Raw genomic sequence first — 16,545 nt, forward strand, 5'->3', positions numbered from 1 at the left:
CGATCGCCACGTCCGCCCGGGATCCGCGGCGACCACCACGACGTCGTCGCGCCGTGGCAGGTCGACGCCCAGCAGCGCGTCCACCCGCCGACCGTCCACCAGCACCACGGGCGCCGAGCGCCACGCGCGACGTACCCGCTCGACGTCCTCGGCCGTCTCGGCCTCGCGCCCGGCAGCGGCGCACCACCGCCTCGCGCTCTCGGCGAACGCCGGGTCGGTCGTGACAACGAGGGGCAGGTCGGAAGGGGCGCGATCATCCATGCGCACCAGCCTGTCGGCGCGGCCGACCCGTGGGCAGGGGCCGCGGGAGGCCTGTGGACACGCGAGAACATCACACTCGCCCTGTGGACGGATTGCCACGGCCGGTCGGTGCGACCGCCTAGGCTGGGGGCATGGCGACCCCCGCGGGACGGCCCGCCGCCTTCTTCGACCTCGACAAGACGATCATCGCCAAGTCGAGCACGCTCGCGTTCAGCAAGTCCCTCTTCGCCGAGGGGCTGCTCAACCGGCGCTCGGTCCTGCGCAGCGCCTACGCCCAGCTCGTCTTCAGCGCGGGCGGCGCGTCGCACGAGATGCTCGAGAAGATGCGCGCCGAGATCAGCGCGCTCGTCACCGGCTGGGACGTCGTCACGGTGCGCCAGATCGTCAGCGAGGCCCTGCACGACGTCATCGAGCCGCTCGTGTACGCCGAGGCGCTGAGCCTCATCGAGGAGCACCGCGAGGCCGGTCACGACATCGTCATCGTCTCGGCCTCGGGCGCCGAGATGGTCGAGCCGATCGCCGAGATGCTGGGCGCGACCCACGCGATCGCGACGCAGCTCGAAGAGGTCGACGGTCGCTACTCCGGCCACATCCTGCACTACTCCTATGGACCCAACAAGGTCACCGCGATGGTCGAGCTGGCCGAGCGCGAGGGGTACGACCTGTCCCGCAGCTTCGGCTACTCCGACTCCGAGACCGACGTCCCGATGCTCGAGGCGGTCGGGCACCCGTTCGCGGTCAACCCCGACAAGGGACTGCGCCGGCGGGCGACCGAGGCGGGATGGCCGATCCTGACCTTCGAACGGCCCACGTCCCTGCGTCCGCGCCTCGTGCCCGAGACCACGACGGGCAAGGCGATGGCCCTGGGCGCGCTCGCGGCGTCCGCGTCGCTCGTCGCCGTGGGCATCGGCGCCGCCGTCCGGCGCCGGCCCACCGCGGGGTTGTGATCTGACTCACAGTGAGGCACGCTGGGGGCAGAACTCCAGAGCAGCCCGCATTCCGGTACCCACGCGGCGACCTCCCTTCCTACAGGGCAATCGTCCCGGGACATCCGCACGATTCATCGAGACAGCGACCCCGCGGCGGTGTTTGGCACAGCACGCTTGGTAGCCGGGAATCCGGGCTTCAGCGACGGCGTCGGGCCTGCCCCGACGCCGTCGTCCTGTGCTCAGGACGAGGCGAGAGGCGAGGCCTCGGCCGCGCGCGTGAACGCCTCGGCGGCGTAGAGCAGCCAGCGGTGCACGCCGGTCTCGTGCGTCGAGTAGGCACCCAACGCCTCGAAGTAGTCCGGGGCCGCCGCGACATGGCCGGCCTCGGGCACGGTCACCGAGGCGGGATCGACGCCGCGCGCCACCAGGACCAGGCGCTCGGCCGCTCGTGCGACGACCGCATTGTGCGAGACGAAGGCGCCGGCGGCCACGATCTCGGCGTGGACCAGCGCGGCGACGACGAGGGCCGGTGCCTCGGTGGGACCGCCGACCATCTTGGCCAGCTGCGTCAGTCGCGCCGTGCCCTCGGGGTTGACCGGCCTGCCCAGGTCGGTGTCCGGCACAGATCCCGCGGCCGCGAGCGCGTGGATGCGCGCGAGGGCCTGCACGGGCGACCGCTGCCAGGTCGGCAGCAGGCCGAGCAGCTCGGTCGACAGCCGCACGGCGGCCCGAGCGGTCGCGTCGCCACCACCGGAGCCCAGCTCGTCGAGGCTGACCTCGCTGCCCTCCAGGGTCGCGGTCGCCCACGCGCCGATCAGCAGCGAGCGTGCGGTGTCGTCGGGAGTGCTGCGGCGCAGTCCACGGTCGCGCAGGACGGCGTCGATCCCGTCGCGCGCGGCCCGGAAGGCCGACGGGACACCCTCGAGGGAGGCGGCGGCGATGAAGGGATCTGACACGCAGGCAGCGTACCCAGCGATGCACTCCGCCCCGGGCGTCGCCCGGAGGTAGCCTCGGGAACGTGGACGTCATCCCTGCAGCGCGCGCAGCGAAGTGGATGGTCGGTGATCGTCTGTCCACCGTGCTGCACCTGGGCGACGGCGGTCTCGCCTACGAGCTGGCCGAGCAGGGTCACGACGTCACGGTGCTGGGCGACGACGTCGACCAGGTCCGCAACCCCGACCTGACCTACATCCGCTCCAGCGGGGACCGTCTGCCGCTGCGCTCGGGCACCTTCGACGTCGTCATCACTCCGTTCTTCGAGGAGTCGCCCGCCGCGCTGGCCGAGTACGCACGCGTCCTCGTGCCCGGTGGGCTCCTGTCGAGCATGAGCCGCCGGTACGACGACTCCATCCCGTGGATGCGACGGCTGCGCGCCATCACCGGCGACCGCGACGCCCCCGAGCCGGCCGTCGACACGTTCTCGGCGTCCGGCCTGTTCGGGCCGCCCGACGTCGAGACGTTCAACGCGTGGGAGGAGCTGGACCTGCCGCACCTGGTCCGCTTCGCCGAGCAGACCCGCCGCGCCTCCGTGCCCGAGTCGGCGCTGGGCGCCGTGCACGACCTGTGGCGCGAGTACGCCACCGGAGCCGCCAAGCTGCGCCTGCGCCACGAGACCCGCTGCGTCCGCGCGGTCGTCGACAAGTCGGCGCTGGCCTCCGAGCCGGATCCGCCGGACGCCATCCTCCTGTCGCTGGACTGACGGGACCATGGAAGTGGTCATCGCGCTCGGCGTCGGCGCCGTGCTGGTCGGGCTCGCGATCCTGACGCGGTGGGCGCTGCTGAGCCGTCGCCGCAGCCTCGGATCGGCCGAGGACCGTGCCACGTACGAGACGTTGCACACCGCCGCCCTGGCCGCGCCCGCGCTGCGCGCAGGCCTGGACTCCGAGAGCGTGAGCCGGGCCCTGCCGCACCTGCGCCAGCTGATCGGCGCACGCAACGTGGCGATCACCGACACCCACGGACCCCTCGGCTGGGCCGGTCCCGACCAGACCGACCAGACGGCCGAGCTCCTGGCCGTGGCACTCGAACATGGGCGGACCCAGGCCTCGAACCGCGTGATCGTGGCGCCGCTGTCGGTGGAAGGACGGGTCGTGGGCAGCATCGTCGTGGTCGACGACAGCGCCTCCGCCGGCATGGCGCGCACCGCCACCGAGGTCGCGGGATGGGTGTCGAGCCAGCTCGAGCTGGCCGAGCTGTCGGCCTCGCGCACCGCCCTGATGGAGGCCGAGCTGCGCGCCCTGCGGGCCCAGATCTCGCCCCACTTCATCTACAACTCCCTCGGCGCGATCGCGTCCTTCGTGCGCACCGACCCCGAGCGGGCGCGCGAGCTGCTGCTCGAGTTCGCCGACTTCACGAGGTACTCGTTCCGCCAGCACGGCGACTACACGACGCTGGCCGAGGAGCTGCGGTCGATCGAGCGCTACCTGGTGCTGGAGAAGGCGCGCTTCGGCGACCGGCTCAAGGTCATCACCCGGATCGCGCCCGAGGTGCTGAGCCTCACCGTGCCGTTCCTGACGGTGCAGCCGCTGGTCGAGAACGCGGTGCGGCACGGCCTCGAGCGCAAGCCCGGCCCCGGCACCCTGACCGTGATCGCCGAGGACGCGGGGGCCGAGTGCCTCATCTCGATCGAGGACGACGGCGTCGGCTCGGACCCCGAGACGGTGCGAGCCGCCCTGGCCGGCCGCACCAGCTCGCCGTCGGTGGGCCTGGCGAACGTCGACGAGCGCCTGCGGACGGTCTACGGCAACGATCACGGGCTGGTGGTGGAGACGGCTCCCGGCCTGGGCACGAAGGTGACGCTGCGGATCCCGAAGTTCACGCCGACCACGGTGGACTGAGGGTCCGTAGACTTGCCCGGTGAGGTTTCTCAACGATCTTCAGCCCAGCCACGACCTGACGTACAACGACGTCTTCATGGTGCCCGGCCGCTCGGACGTCGCGTCGCGGTTCGACGTCGACCTGAGCACCAGTGACGGCACCGGCGCCACGCTGCCCCTCGTCGTCTCGAACATGACGGCGATCTCAGGCCGGCGCATGGCCGAGACGGTCGCGCGTCGCGGCGGCATCGCGATCCTGCCGCAGGACATCCCCGTCGACGTCCTGGCCGACACCGTGCACCGGGTCAAGGCCGCGCACACCGTGTACGACACGCCGGTCGTGCTGACCCCGAACATGACGGTCGGCGAGGCGCTGAGCCTCGTCCCGAAGCGCTCGCACGGCGGCGCGGTCGTCGTCGAGTCCCTCGATGGTCCCGAGATGAAGGTCGTCGGCGTCTTCACGCCCCAGCAGGGCGCCGAGATCGACCGGTTCGCCCAGGTGCGCGAGGTCATGCTGACCGACCCGTTCGTGCTTCCGGCCGGTGGTGACCCGCGCGAGCTGTTCAACCAGCTGTCCGACCAGCACGTGCCGTTCGCCCCCGTGGTCGACGGCGGCGCGCTGGCCGGCGTGCTCACGCGCAAGGGCGCGCTGCGCTCGACGATCTACAGTCCTGCCGTCGACCCGCAGGGGAGCCTCGTCGTGGGTGCCGCGATCGGCATCAACGGCGACGTGCGCGGCAAGGCCGAGGCCGTCATCGGGATCGGCGTCGACGTGCTCGTCGTCGACACCGCCCACGGCCACCAGGCGAAGATGTTCGACGCGCTGCCGATCGTGCGCGAGGTGCGTGACGCGCACGAGGCCGCGACCGGCCGTCGTCTGCCGATCGCCGCGGGCAACGTCGTCTCGGCCGAGGGCGTGCGCGACCTCGTCGAGGCCGGCGCGGACATCGCCAAGGTCGGCGTCGGCCCCGGCGCGATGTGCACGACCCGGATGATGACCGGCGTGGGCCGCCCACAGTTCTCGGCCGTCCTGGAGTGCGCGCAGGCCGCGCGCGAGCTGGGCGCGCACGTGTGGGCGGACGGCGGGGTCCGCTGGCCCCGTGACGTCGCGCTCGCCCTGGCGGCCGGTGCCGGCAGCGTCATGATCGGCTCGTGGTTCGCCGGCACCCACGAGAGCCCGGGCGACCTCATGCAGGGGGCCGACGGCCGTGCCTACAAGGAGTCCTTCGGCATGGCGTCCTCGCGCGCCGTGGCCAACCGGACCCGTGACGCGGCCGGCTTCGAGCGCGCTCGCATGGCCCTGTTCGAGGAGGGCATCTCGACCTCGCGCATGTTCCTCGATCCCGAGCGCCCGGGCGTCGAGGACCTGATCGACCAGATCACCGCTGGCGTGCGGTCGTCGTTCACCTACGCGGGAGCTCGGTCGCTCGCCGAGTTCGCCGACCGCGCCACGGTGGGGCTGCAGTCCAGCGCCGGCTACGACGAGGGTCGCCCCCTGCACGCCTCCTGGTAGGCGCACAAGGGGCGCCCGCTCAGTGCGCCCCGGCAGAGACGATCTCGTTGGGGACGCCGGGCAGCTGCACGCTCTGCGCGACCCGGCCCGCCGCCAGGTCGACCTCGTGCACCGCCTGGGTGGCCGGCTCGGTCACCCAGGCGGTGTCCCCGTCCACCTCGAGGGTGGGGCGGGGCTTCTGCCAGTCGAGGGGCTCCTTCCACGCGTCGATGACGACGATCCGGTCGGTGACCTTGCCGGACTCGGGATCGATGACGCGCAGGGCGCCGTCGGTGCCCAGGACCAGTGCCTCACCCGACGGGCCGCGACCCAGCGAGCGGAACGTGTAGCTCGTGCCGAGGTCCACGAGGCGCAGCTCGCGGCTCTCGGTGTCGATCAGGCTGATGCGCTCGGGGCGCTCCAGCTCGGCGTCGGGATCGACCTTGTAGTCGCCCAGCACGACCGTCGACGCAGGGCTGCCCGCCTGGTTGCCGATCCGGCCGTAGGCATCGGGGCTGTCGACCTTGGTGAGCTCTCCGTGGTCGGCGACGACGACCCCGTCCTCGCAGCCCACGACGGCCCGGCCGTCAGCAGCGGTGGCCTCGCCGTGGACGCCGGGGCAGTCGTCCAGTCGTGCCTTCTCGTCCCCGTCGATCCCGTCCCGCACGACCACCGTCGAGCGGCTGTCAGCCGTGCCCTCGGTGAGCAGCAGGTCGCCCGCGAGGTGGACGGCCACGCCGTGGTGCGGGTCGGGCACCTCGGAGGTGGCGATGACCTCGGTCGGGTCCTCGGAGTCGAGCACCTGGATCGATCCGTCGCCGTCACCGAACAGGACGGTCCGGCCGTCACTGATCGTCACGTGGCCGGGCTCGGCGGCCTCGAAGGTGTCGCCGTAGTCCGGATCGGCCTTGACCCGGTAGTGGGCGTGGTCCCCATGTGCCTCGGCCTCGACGCCCGTGTCGAGCAGCTGGAACCCGTCCTCGGTGGACACGAACACGTGGCGCCCGTCCCCGGCGGCGTTCACCCGGGTGAAGCCGGTCGCGGGCAGGGCGTCGCCGACCGGCTCCAGCGTGTCGCGCTCGAGGACCAGCACCCCGTCGTCGGTGGTCACCACGAGCCGCGGCCCGCTGACCTCGCGGCTCGGCTGCTCGCTCGCACTCTCGGACCCGCCCGACTCCGTGCCGTCACCGCCGTCACCACAGGCACTCAGGACGGATCCCGCCACCAGGATTGCCGCCGCCACCCGCATCTCACGCCACCGCGTCATCATCGCTCCCTACTCGAAATGAATGTCATTCCCAATAGCGTACAGCGAGGAGTGCCCCGGCCAACGCGCGCGTGCCCCGAGCCCGCTTCAGCGCAGGATCAGTGCCAGCCCCCGAGCGAACGACGCGTCGAGGTCGGGATCCTCCGCGAGGATGCCGACCTGGGCGGCCTGGCGGTGCATCTGCGTCGCCTGGGTGTGGCCGAAGACGTAGAGCAGCAGGGTGCGCGCAAGGTCGGGCGAGGTCAGCTCGGCCAGCTCCGTCTCGATGCGCGAGTCGCCCAGCCGGAAGGCCGAGGCCGTGGCCACCACGTCAGCGCCGTCGCGCACGGACAACACGGCCTCGCGCAGTGCGTGGGCAGCCTGCGCCGGATCCGTCCCGACCTCGACGTCGCGCACGATGCGATCGGCCATGAGCGCCAGGAGCGTCTGCTTGTCGGGGACGTGGTGGTACAGCGCGCTGGGCTGGACGTTCAGCTCGCCCGCGACGCGTCGCATCGAGCAGAACTCGAGGCCGAACTCGTCGAGCACTCGCAGTGCGCCGGAGACGACATCATGGAGGGAGTTGGCCATGCGGTCACCCTATCGGCTAGCCTGAACGCCGTTCAGGTGAACACCGTTCAGGAGAGAGTTCAATGACCACCACCGCCACGGCCAGCCGCCGCCTCACCTCCACCGACCTCGCCCTGGTCGCCGCATTCGCCGCGCTCATCTCGGCGTGCGCACTGCTCCCGGCGATCCACGTCGGCGCCGGGATCGTGCCGATCACGCTGCAGACCTTCGCGGTACTGCTGTCCGGCGCTGTCCTGGGTGCCAAGCGCGGCTTCCTGGCCGTGCTGCTGTACCTCGCCGTCGGGGCCGCGGGCCTCCCGGTGTTCTCCGGTGGCGCCGCCGGCCTGGGCGTCTTCGCCGGTCCGACGATGGGCTACCTCATCGGGTTCCCGTTCGCGGCCGCCCTGTGCGGTTTCCTCGTCGAGCGCCTGCCCCGGGCCAAGGTGGCCACGAGCGTCCCGCTGATCTTCGCCGCCGGACTGTTCTCCAGCGCCGTCTTCATCCACACCTTCGGCATCCTCGGCATGGCCTGGCGCATCCCCACGGACCTGCGCGACGCCGCCGGCATCGACGTCGTCTTCTGGCCCGGCGACGTCATCAAGAACCTCGCGATGGCCACCGTCGCCACCGCGGTGCACCGCGCCTTCCCCGACCTGCTGCCCGCCCGCCGTAAGTGATCGAGCTCGTCGAGGCAGCCGTCGAGGGACGCCTGCAGCCGACATCGCTGCGGCTCGATGAGCGCAGCATCGCCGTGATCGGCTCGAACGGCTCGGGCAAGTCCACGCTGGCGCGCCTGCTCAACGGCCTGGTCGAGCCCACGAGCGGACACGTGACGGTCGACGGACTCGACACCCGTCGCGAGGGTCGCGAGGTGCGCCGCCTCGTCGGGTTCGTGTTCACCGATCCGTCGGCGCAGCTCGTCATGCCGACCGTGGCCGAGGACGTGGCGCTGTCCCTGCGCAAGCGCCACAGGAACAAGACCGAGCGCGAGGCCGCCGCCCTGGCCGTCCTCGAGCGCTTCGGACTGGCCGACCTCGCCGACCGCAGCGTCCACGCACTGTCGGGTGGGCAGCGGCAGCTGCTCGCGATCGCGACCGTGCTGGCCACCGACCCGCAGGTCGTCGTCGCGGACGAGCCCACGACCCTGCTCGACCTGGCGAACACCCGCCACGTGGGCGACGTGCTGCTGGGCCTGCAGCAGCAGCTGGTCCTGGTCACGCACGACCTCGACCTGGCGTCACGGTGCGACCGTGCGCTGGTCGTGCACCGGGGCGAGGTCGCCTTCGACGGCCCGGCCGAGTCGGCGGTCGCCCACTACCGGGCCCTGGTCTCGTGAGCACGCCCCTGGGGCTTCACCAGCCCGGCTCGTCCCTGCTGCACCGGCTGACACCCGGGCCGAAACTGGTGGGACTGCTCGTCCTGAGCATCCTCGTCCTCGCGGTCCACGGTCCGTGGACGGCCGTCGGGTTCGTCGCGTTCACCCTGGCGCTGGCGGCCGTGGCCGGCCTCTCGCTCGGTTCGATCGTGGGCGCGTTGCGGCGCTTCGCGGTCGTGGCGGCCCTGCTGCTGGGCTTCAACGCCTGGCAGAACGGCTGGCCGCGCGCCGTCGAGGTGGTCGGCGACCTGACGGCGCTGATCCTGGCGGCGACCGTCCTGACGGCCACGACCGCCGTCAACGACCTGCTGGACACGATCGTGAGGGCGCTCGGGCCGTTCCGGCGCTTCGGCGTCGACCCCGAGCGCGTCGGACTGGTGTTCTCGCTGACCCTGCGCGCCCTGCCCGGCACGCTGGAGCTGGCGTCCGAGACCCGCGACGCCGCCCGCGCCCGCGGCCTGGAGCGCAGCATCCGCGCCCGCACCACGCCGCTGGTCCTGCGGGTCGTCGCCCGTGCCCGTGACACGGGCGACGCACTGCACGCCCGTGGCATCACCGACTGAAACCGCTGAGTTGCACGTCCGACCCGCGACACGCCGCGACGAGCGGTCAGAACGTGCAACTCAGCTCGCAATGCCTAGGCTCACAGGCATGGCGCGGGCCCTGCGGACGCTGGTGGTCGACGACGAGCAACCGGTGCTGGACGAATTGGTGTGGCTGCTCGGTCGCGACGACCGGATCGGCACGATCGACACGGCGCGCTCGGGCACCGAGGCGCTGCGCCGGTTGGACGTCGGAGACATCGACCTGCTCTTCCTCGACATCGCCATGCCGGGCCTGACGGGCATCGACATCGCGCGGCTCCTGGACAAGTTCAAGTCGCCGCCGCAGATCATCTTCGTCACGGCCCACGACGCACACGCAGTGGAGGCGTTCGACCTCAATGCCGTCGACTACCTGCTCAAGCCGATCCGCGAGGAGCGGCTGCGCGAGAGCGTCCGCCGCGCCGTGGCCGACGCGGTCACCGGCGCGGGCGACCCCGACGACACGATCGCCGTCGAGCTGGCCGGGGTCACCCGGTTCGTCTCACGCTCGCAGGTCACGCACGCCGAGGCCCAGGGCGACTACGTGCGGTTGCACACGCTCGACGGGTCCAGCCACCTGATCCGCACGCCGCTGGGATCGCTCGCGGAGGAGTGGGCGTCCGCCGGGTTCCTGCGCATCCACCGCAGCCTCGTCGTGAACCGTGCCCACATCCTCGAGGTCCGCATGTCCTCGGGCCGTGCCAGCGTGGTCGTCCCCGCCGTGGGCGGCCGCACGAGCGAGCTGCAGGTCGCCCGTCGTCACACACGCGCCCTGCGCGAGCTGATCGGCGAGCACACCCCGTGAGCGACGAGGGCGGACCTGCTGAACGGGTCCGCATCACCAGTCCCCTGTCGTCGGCCCCCGCGCACGTGCGCAGCACGGTCGGCCAGGAGATCGACGAGGCGACGGGTGTCGGCGAGGTCTACATGCAGTCCCTCATCCGCTCGCAGCTGCGGGCGGCCCTGACGGTCACGATCACGCTCCTGCTGACGATCGTGAGCCTGCCCCTGCTGTTCTGGTGGGTGCCGGGGCTCAACGACGTCGAGGTGTTCGGGATCCCGGTGCCGTGGCTCGTCCTGGGCTTCGGCGTCTACGGCGCCGTCATCCTCGTCGGCTGGCTCTACGTGCGCCACGCGGAGCGCGCCGAACGCCTGTTCACCGAGCTGGTCGAGCCGAGCGAGCCCGGGACGTGAACCCGACCTGGGGCATCGTCGCCGTCGCCCTGGTCGCGATCACCACACTTGGGATCGGCGTCTTCGGCCTGCGCTTCAGTCGCACGACCAGCGACTTCTACGTCGCCTCGAGGTCGGTCTCCCCGGCGCTGAACGGCTCCGCCATCAGCGGCGAGTACCTCTCGGCCGCCTCCTTCCTCGGGGTCGCGGGACTCGTCCTCACGTATGGCGCGGACATGCTTTGGTACCCGATCGGCTGGACGGCCGGGTACCTGCTGCTGCTGGTGTTCGTCGCCGCGCCACTGCGCCGCTCGGGTGCGTACACGATCCCCGACTTCGCCCAGGTCCGCCTGCAGTCGCTGGCGGTGCGGCGGGTCTGCACGCTGCTCGTGGTCGGTGTCGGCTGGCTCTACCTGCTGCCGCAGTTCCAGGGCGCCGGGCTGACCCTGCAGACGGTGCTGGACGCACCGCGCTGGGTGGGCACCGTGCTCGTCGCCGCGATCGTGACGCTCAACGTCGTGCTGGGCGGCATGCGATCGATCACGTTCGTCCAGGCGTTCCAGTACTGGCTCAAGCTGACGGCGCTGCTGGTCCCGCTGATGTTCCTGTTGCTCGCCTGGTCGCGCGACGGCCGGCCGGCGGCGCAGGCCAGCGACGACTGGTGGGCGCCCCTGGGGGCCGCGACCCCCGAGTCGATCTACTCCACGTACGCCGTGATCGTCGCGACGTTCCTGGGCACGATGGGCCTGCCGCACGTCGTCGTGCGCTTCTACACCAACCCCGACGGCCACGCGGCCCGGCGAACGACGCTGATCGTGCTGGTGCTCATCTCGGCGTTCTACCTGCTGCCGACGTTCTACGGCGTGCTGGGCCGCGTCTACGCGTCGGACCTGGTCGGCTCGGGTCGCGCGGACACCGTGGTGCTGGAGCTGCCGAGCAGACTCATCGGCGGCGCGGGTGGCGAGCTGCTGACCGCCCTCATCACCGCGGGGGCGTTCGCCGCGTTCCTGTCGACCTCGTCGGGCGTCACGATGGCGCTCGCCGGAGTCGTGGGCCAGGGACTCAGCGACCACGGCCCGTGGCGGGGACGGCTCTCGTCGATCGCGGCCCTGCGGATCGCCGCCGCCGCGTGCGTCGCGGTCCCGCTGGGGCTCGCGTTCGCCGCCGAGGCGATCCCCGTCGCGAACTCGGTCGTCTTCGCCTTCACGCTCGCCGCGTCGACGTTCTGCCCCCTGCTGATCCTGGGGATCTGGTGGCGAGGCCTGACGGCCGTGGGGGCGATCGCCGGGCTGGTGGGCGGCGGCGTGTGTGCGGCCACCGCACCGATCGTCACGCTCGCCCTCGACGTCGACGGCTGGTGGGGCACCTTCATGGGTCAGCCCGCCGTCTGGTCGGTGCCGGTCGGCTTCGGGCTGATGATCGGCGGATCGCTGCTGACGCGGGCACGGGTGCCGGCCAACGTCACCCGCACGATGGTCCGCCTGCACACGCCGGAGCGGGTGCAGGTGGACCGACGGTTCTGAACCGGGTCAGACGCGACGCGAGGTGTCGAGCCGGTCGAACGCGTCGAGGACCTGACCCATCGTCGGCTTGTCGATCGTCGCCACGACCGCACCCCGTCCCTCGCGCTCCTGGCGCAGGTGACGCTTGACCGTGGAGGTCGAGCAGCCGAGACGCTCGGCCAATTGGCGGCACGTGTCGTCCGGGTGCGCCTTGCGCGCGCCGAGCACCTCGGCATGGTCGACGGGGCCGCCACCGACCCGGGCCGTGCCGTACGGGCTCGAGTCGACCTGCACCTCGATGCCGAGATCGCGCCGCAGGCGGCGTCGCTCGGCCTCGCTCGTGCAGGCCAGGAAGCCCGTCACGTCGACGTCGACGACGGCCCGGTAGAGGCACGCGTCGAACACGTCGCAACCGGCGCACCGGCGATGGGCGCTCGCTCGCTTGGTGAGGTAGTCGCGCCACTCGTCGGCGGTGACATCGCGCCGCGAAGGCGGGGACAACAGGATCTCGTCCTGGTACATCTCCGGTGCCATGGCACACGGGGGGAGTGTCGGCTTCATTGCCATCTCCTCTTTCCTATGGCCCCAGCCTAGAGGTACATGCCCCCGGTTTCGGCAGGTGCGGACTGATCTGCCGCGTTGCCTTCGTCACCCTGCCCGCCGGGCAGGGCGAGGCGCATGTTCTGGAGCTGGCTCTGGGCCTGGACCTGCTGGGCGTAGAGCGCGGCCTGGATGCCGTGGAAGAGCCCCTCGAGCCAGCCGACGAGCTGGGCCTGGGCGACGCGAAGCTCGGCTTCGCTGGGCGCCTCGGCGTCGAACGGCAGGCTGAGCCGCTCGAGCTCGGCGATCAGCTCGGGCGCGAGACCGTCCTTGAGCTCGTCGATGGACTGGACGTGGATCTCGCGCAGGCGCGATCGGCTGGCCTCGTCGAGGGGTGCCGACTTCACCTCCTCGAGCAGCTGGCGGATCATGCCGCCGATGCGCATGACCTTGGCTGGCTGCTCGACCAGCTCGGTCAGCGGCGTCGGGGAGGATTCCTGCGGCGGAGCCACGGGATGTCCGTCGGGGTCGATGATCCGGTCGTCGGTCATGGCCACCACCCTAGGCCGCGCGGCCACATGCGGCAGACCGGCGTCAGGCGCCCATCTCGAGGACGACCTTGCCCACGTGGGAGGACTCCTCGAGGACCCGGTGGGCGTCGGCGACCTGCTCGAACGGCACCGTGCGGTGCACGATCGGTCCGACCGTGCCGGCCTCGATCAGCGGCCACACGTGCTCGACGAGCCGCGCCATGATCTCGGCCTTCTCTTCGGGCGGGCGGAACCGCAGCGAGGTCGCGGAGATCGTGCCCTGCTTCCCCAGCAGCGCGCCCAGGTTGAGCTCGCCCTTGAGGCCGCCCTGCATCCCGATCACGACGATGCGCCCGCCCCGCGCCAGCGACGCGACGTTCTGGGCGAGGTACCTGCCGCCGATGATGTCCAGGACGACGTCCGCTCCCCCGGCCTGCTCGCACGCCTGCACGAAGTCGTCCTCGCGGTAGTTCACGACGACGTCGGCACCCAGCTCGCGGACGACCTCGGCCTTCTCGGCGCTGCCGACCGTGGTGATCACGGTGGCGCCGAACGCCTTGGCCAACTGGATCGCCGTGGTGCCGATGCCACTGGCACCGCCGTGCACGAGCAGGGTCTCACCCGGCTGGAGCCCGGCCAGCATGAACACGTTGGACCACACGGTCGCGTAGGTCTCGGGCACGGCACCGGCGGCGATCAGGTCGATTCCGGCCGGGACCGGGACGACCTGTCCCGCCGGGACGACGACGCGCTCGGCGTAGCCTCCGCCGCTCAGCAGGGCGCAGACCTCGTCGCCGACCGAGACGCCCGTGACGCCCTCGCCGACCTCCGCGACGACGCCTGAGCACTCGAGGCCGATGACGTCGGTGGTGCCGGGCGGCGGTGGGTAGTGCCCCTGCCGTTGCAACAGGTCGGCGCGGTTCACCCCGGCTGCGGCGACCTGCACCACGACCTCGCCGGGTCCCGCCTCGGGCGCGGGGACGTCCCCGATGGCGAGGCGCTCGGGGCCTCCGGGCTCTTCGACGATCACGGCTCGCATGTGTCCCACCGTAGTCACCGGCACACTGGTGGGTATGCGTGTGACCCTCGTGCAGCTCGCGGCGACCCTGGACTCGGCGACGAACCGCTCCCTCGTGCAGGAGCGACTCCGGGAGGTCGACGGCGCGGACCTCGTCGTGCTGCCGGAGGCCACGATGCACGACTTCGGCGACCCCGAGCACGACCTCGCCGCGGTCGCGGAGCCACTCGACGGCCCCTTCGTCGACCTGGTGACGACCGAGGCCCGTCGCCTCGGCGCGACGGTCGTGGCCGGCATGTTCGAGCGGACCGACGAGCTGCCGTTCAACACCCTCGTCGTCGCCGGGCCCGACGGGGACCTGGCCGCCACGTACCGCAAGATCCACCTCTACGACTCCTTCGGCTACCGCGAGTCCGACCGCCTGCGCGCAGGCGACATCGCACCCGTCGTCGTGCCCGTCGGGGACCTGACCGTCGGGCTGATGACCTGCTACGACCTGCGCTTCCCCGAGCTGGGCAGGCTCCTGGTCGACCGCGGCGCGGATGCCTTCGTCGTCCCGGCGGCGTGGGTCGCGGGCGAGCACAAGGTCCATCACTGGCGCACGCTGCTGGCGGCACGAGCACTCGAGAACACCGTGTGGGCCGCCGCCGCGGGCCAGGGTGGCGACCGCTACAGCGGCCATTCCTTGGTCGCCGATCCGTGGGGAACTATCGTGGAGGAAGCCGCCGGGGGGAACGAGCTGGTCACCGCGGTTCTCGAGCTCGATGCCGTGCGGCGCTCCCGCGAGGTCAATCCCTCGCTGACCAACCGGAGGATTCCTCAGCCGTGACGACCACGCAGCCCGGACGCCGACGCCTCGACACGTCGGTCCCGACTCCGTACGAGGTCGCGACCCGTGAGCCGCGACTGGCCTCCGCGCGATGGGCGCGCCTGCTCGTCCTGGGCACCTTCCTGCTGTGGCTGCTGAGCACGGCCGGATCGGTCACCGCCATCACCGACGTCGGGGCGCCGTCCTGGCTGTGGCGCCCGTCCGCCGCGGTGCTGCTCGTGACGTTCTCGCTCATCCTGACCCATCGCGTCGGCGGGTACATGCGCATCTGGGTTGCCTTGGCGGGCCTGCTCGCGCTCAGCGCCCTCGTGAGCGGCGTGAACGGACTGCTGGCCGCCGCGGCCGGCGCGACCGCCGTGCTGGCCGCGGTGTCCGCCGTGATGTTCACCCTTCCCGCCCGCTCGCTGCCCGGGGTGCTGCGCGAGTACTTCGTGATGCTCGCGCTCGCCCTCAGCGGCGCTGCCGGCGTGGCGGCCTGGAACGCGTCCGTGGACGTGCGGGCGTTCACGCTCCTGGTCATGGCGGTCTCGGTGACGCTCGTCCTGTCGATCGTGTGGCGCCTCGGCTCCGGCCTGCACGGGCTGGGCCGCGGCCAGCTCAAGCTGCTGGTCGTCATCGCCGTCATCGCCGTCGGCCTGTTCTTCTACGGCAGCTTCGTGCGGGCTGCCGGGTCCCCCGCCCTGCAGAGCCTGCTCGACGACACGATCGTGTGGCTGCGCCAGAACGTCGGCGGCGTGCCCCGCCCGTACGAGTTCCTCATCGGCTTCCCGGCGCTGGTCGTCGGCACGTCGATGCGGGCCCGCTACCGCGAGGGCTGGTGGGTGTGCGTCTTCGCCGTCGTCGGCACCGTGATCGTGGCCGTGTCGCTCATCGACCCGCGGGCCTATCCGTCGTACTTCGCTCTCTCCACGGCCTACAGCGCGATCATCGGCCTGGTCATCGGGCTCGTGATCCGGTTCCTGTTCCTGACCCCGCACGGAGGGCGTGCGGCCCGCGCCGTCCAGCAGTCGGTGCGATCCGAGCCGGCCCGCACCGCGCCCCTGAAGTGACGTAGCCGCCTCGGATGCGAGAATCGACCCAGGCTCCGGCGCTTCGGCGGCGGACCTGGAGGGGTGCCGGAGTGGCCGATCGGAACCGCCTTGAAAGCGGTCGCTGGCAGTGATGTCAGCCGCGGGTTCGAATCCCGCCCCCTCTGCGTGACTCGTTACCGACTCGACCGGGCGCACCTGATGGTGTTCGCCGGCGTGTGTTTCATCGTGGCCGCCGTGGGCGTGCTGCTCGCCTTCCTGACCGGTGGCCTCCTGTGGGCGGTCGTGCCCGTCGTCGCCCTGCTGCTCGCCGGCGTGGTCAACCTGCGACCCCCGACGGTGCTGACCCTCGACCCGGCCGGGTACCGCGCACGGGGGCGTCAGGGCGCTGGCACGTGGAAGGGCGTCGAGGCCGTCGCGGTCGACGAGGGACTGTTGCGCTTCACCGACGGGGCGGGCGCGATCACGGCCATCCCGCTCCAGCTCGTCGACCACCGCCAGCGCGCAGACCTCATCCGCGACGTCTACGACCGGCTGAACACCGCGAACGGGTACCGGCGCTTCGATCCGTCCGAATGGCAGTGAGCGGCGGGACCAACCCGACGGACTGCACACGTCACCAGCCGAGCGGAGCGAGCTCCGCCGTGGTCCT

19 protein-coding genes, 1 tRNA gene and 1 pseudogene are annotated in these 16,545 nt (G+C 71.8%); 14 read left to right on the forward strand and 7 right to left on the reverse strand.

What is annotated here, in order from left to right:
* Window positions 1-261: pseudogene (locus RT323_RS04650) on the reverse strand (hypothetical protein); the annotation flags it as partial.
* A gap of 131 nt (window positions 262-392) precedes the next feature.
* On the opposite strand from RT323_RS04650, the gene RT323_RS04655 reads away from it, so the two are divergent.
* Window positions 393-1,208: an HAD family hydrolase gene (locus tag RT323_RS04655; RefSeq protein ID WP_313405424.1), complete on the forward strand. Its 816-nt coding sequence runs from the start codon at window positions 393-395 to the stop codon at window positions 1,206-1,208.
* Window positions 1,209-1,429: 221 nt separating this feature from the next.
* Here the strand turns inward: RT323_RS04655 and RT323_RS04660 are convergent, their stop codons facing one another.
* A complete protein-coding gene (locus RT323_RS04660) occupies window positions 1,430-2,146 on the reverse strand; it encodes an oxidoreductase (RefSeq protein ID WP_313405426.1) in 717 nt (238 codons plus the stop codon).
* Window positions 2,147-2,208: 62 nt separating this feature from the next.
* Here RT323_RS04660 and RT323_RS04665 point away from each other — a divergent pair, with 62 nt between their 5' ends.
* The 3 genes from RT323_RS04665 to RT323_RS04675 are packed head-to-tail and all read left to right on the forward strand — an operon-like array spanning window position 2,209 to window position 5,519.
* Entirely contained in the window at window positions 2,209-2,889 is a 681-nt protein-coding gene (locus tag RT323_RS04665; RefSeq protein ID WP_313405428.1) for a class I SAM-dependent methyltransferase, read from the forward strand.
* A gap of 7 nt (window positions 2,890-2,896) precedes the next feature.
* On the forward strand, window positions 2,897-4,027 hold the full coding sequence (locus RT323_RS04670; protein ID WP_313405430.1) for a histidine kinase: 1,131 nt from the start codon (window positions 2,897-2,899) through the stop codon (window positions 4,025-4,027).
* Between the two features lie 19 nt (window positions 4,028-4,046).
* A complete protein-coding gene (locus tag RT323_RS04675) occupies window positions 4,047-5,519 on the forward strand; it encodes a GuaB1 family IMP dehydrogenase-related protein (protein WP_313405432.1) in 1,473 nt (490 codons plus the stop codon).
* 19 nt (window positions 5,520-5,538) lie between these two features.
* On the opposite strand, the gene RT323_RS04680 is transcribed toward RT323_RS04675, so the two are convergent.
* The gene (locus tag RT323_RS04680) at window positions 5,539-6,765 is read right to left on the reverse strand and encodes a hypothetical protein (protein ID WP_313405434.1); all 1,227 of its coding nucleotides are present in this window, start codon (window positions 6,763-6,765) and stop codon (window positions 5,539-5,541) included.
* Window positions 6,766-6,852: 87 nt separating this feature from the next.
* Window positions 6,853-7,335, reverse strand: coding sequence for a TetR family transcriptional regulator (locus RT323_RS04685; RefSeq protein ID WP_313405435.1), 483 nt, complete (start codon window positions 7,333-7,335; stop codon window positions 6,853-6,855).
* A 62-nt stretch (window positions 7,336-7,397) separates the two neighbouring features.
* Between RT323_RS04685 and RT323_RS04690 the strand changes: the two genes are divergently transcribed.
* From RT323_RS04690 to RT323_RS04715, 6 genes are all read left to right on the forward strand, one after another.
* Window positions 7,398-7,991: a biotin transporter BioY gene (locus tag RT323_RS04690; RefSeq protein ID WP_313405436.1), complete on the forward strand. Its 594-nt coding sequence runs from the start codon at window positions 7,398-7,400 to the stop codon at window positions 7,989-7,991.
* Window positions 7,988-8,650 carry an ABC transporter ATP-binding protein gene (locus RT323_RS04695; protein WP_313405438.1) on the forward strand — a complete coding sequence of 221 codons (663 nt, stop codon included), beginning with the start codon at window positions 7,988-7,990 and terminating at the stop codon, window positions 8,648-8,650. The genes RT323_RS04690 and RT323_RS04695 overlap by 4 nt, the downstream gene beginning before the upstream one ends.
* On the forward strand, window positions 8,647-9,252 hold the full coding sequence (locus tag RT323_RS04700; RefSeq protein ID WP_313405439.1) for an energy-coupling factor transporter transmembrane protein EcfT: 606 nt from the start codon (window positions 8,647-8,649) through the stop codon (window positions 9,250-9,252). The genes RT323_RS04695 and RT323_RS04700 overlap by 4 nt, the downstream gene beginning before the upstream one ends.
* Window positions 9,253-9,340: 88 nt before the next feature.
* Window positions 9,341-10,078 carry a LytTR family DNA-binding domain-containing protein gene (locus tag RT323_RS04705; protein WP_313405441.1) on the forward strand — a complete coding sequence of 246 codons (738 nt, stop codon included), beginning with the start codon at window positions 9,341-9,343 and terminating at the stop codon, window positions 10,076-10,078.
* Window positions 10,075-10,467, forward strand: a complete 393-nt coding sequence (locus RT323_RS04710; RefSeq protein ID WP_313405443.1) for a hypothetical protein — start codon at window positions 10,075-10,077, stop codon at window positions 10,465-10,467. The genes RT323_RS04705 and RT323_RS04710 overlap by 4 nt, the downstream gene beginning before the upstream one ends.
* Window positions 10,464-11,969: a cation acetate symporter gene (locus RT323_RS04715; RefSeq protein WP_313405445.1), complete on the forward strand. Its 1,506-nt coding sequence runs from the start codon at window positions 10,464-10,466 to the stop codon at window positions 11,967-11,969. The genes RT323_RS04710 and RT323_RS04715 overlap by 4 nt, the downstream gene beginning before the upstream one ends.
* Before the next feature lie 6 nt (window positions 11,970-11,975).
* On the opposite strand, the gene RT323_RS04720 is transcribed toward RT323_RS04715, so the two are convergent.
* From RT323_RS04720 to RT323_RS04730, 3 genes are read right to left on the reverse strand one after another with little or no spacing between them, the layout of a single operon-like run.
* Window positions 11,976-12,509 (reverse strand): WhiB family transcriptional regulator, encoded by a 534-nt coding sequence (locus RT323_RS04720; protein ID WP_313405447.1) that lies wholly within the window; start codon window positions 12,507-12,509, stop codon window positions 11,976-11,978.
* A gap of 29 nt (window positions 12,510-12,538) precedes the next feature.
* On the reverse strand, window positions 12,539-13,039 hold the full coding sequence (locus tag RT323_RS04725) for a bacterial proteasome activator family protein (RefSeq protein ID WP_313405449.1): 501 nt from the start codon (window positions 13,037-13,039) through the stop codon (window positions 12,539-12,541).
* A gap of 43 nt (window positions 13,040-13,082) precedes the next feature.
* Complete coding sequence (locus RT323_RS04730; RefSeq protein WP_313405451.1) at window positions 13,083-14,057, reverse strand: NAD(P)H-quinone oxidoreductase; 975 nt, start codon at window positions 14,055-14,057, stop codon at window positions 13,083-13,085.
* Window positions 14,058-14,091: 34 nt separating this feature from the next.
* Here RT323_RS04730 and RT323_RS04735 point away from each other — a divergent pair, with 34 nt between their 5' ends.
* From RT323_RS04735 to RT323_RS04750, 4 genes are all read left to right on the forward strand, one after another.
* A complete protein-coding gene (locus RT323_RS04735; RefSeq protein WP_313405453.1) occupies window positions 14,092-14,865 on the forward strand; it encodes a carbon-nitrogen hydrolase family protein in 774 nt (257 codons plus the stop codon).
* Window positions 14,862-15,914, forward strand: coding sequence for a hypothetical protein (locus RT323_RS04740; protein WP_313405455.1), 1,053 nt, complete (start codon window positions 14,862-14,864; stop codon window positions 15,912-15,914). Before RT323_RS04735 ends, RT323_RS04740 begins: the two co-directional genes overlap by 4 nt.
* Before the next feature lie 57 nt (window positions 15,915-15,971).
* Window positions 15,972-16,060 (forward strand) — tRNA-Ser (locus RT323_RS04745).
* Between the two features lies 1 nt (window position 16,061).
* Entirely contained in the window at window positions 16,062-16,478 is a 417-nt protein-coding gene (locus RT323_RS04750; RefSeq protein ID WP_313405457.1) for a hypothetical protein, read from the forward strand.
* Window positions 16,479-16,545 lie beyond the last annotated feature (67 nt).

It is taken from the genome of Aeromicrobium sp. (assembly GCF_032084975.1).
In the GTDB taxonomy this organism is placed as follows: domain Bacteria; phylum Actinomycetota; class Actinomycetes; order Propionibacteriales; family Nocardioidaceae; genus Aeromicrobium.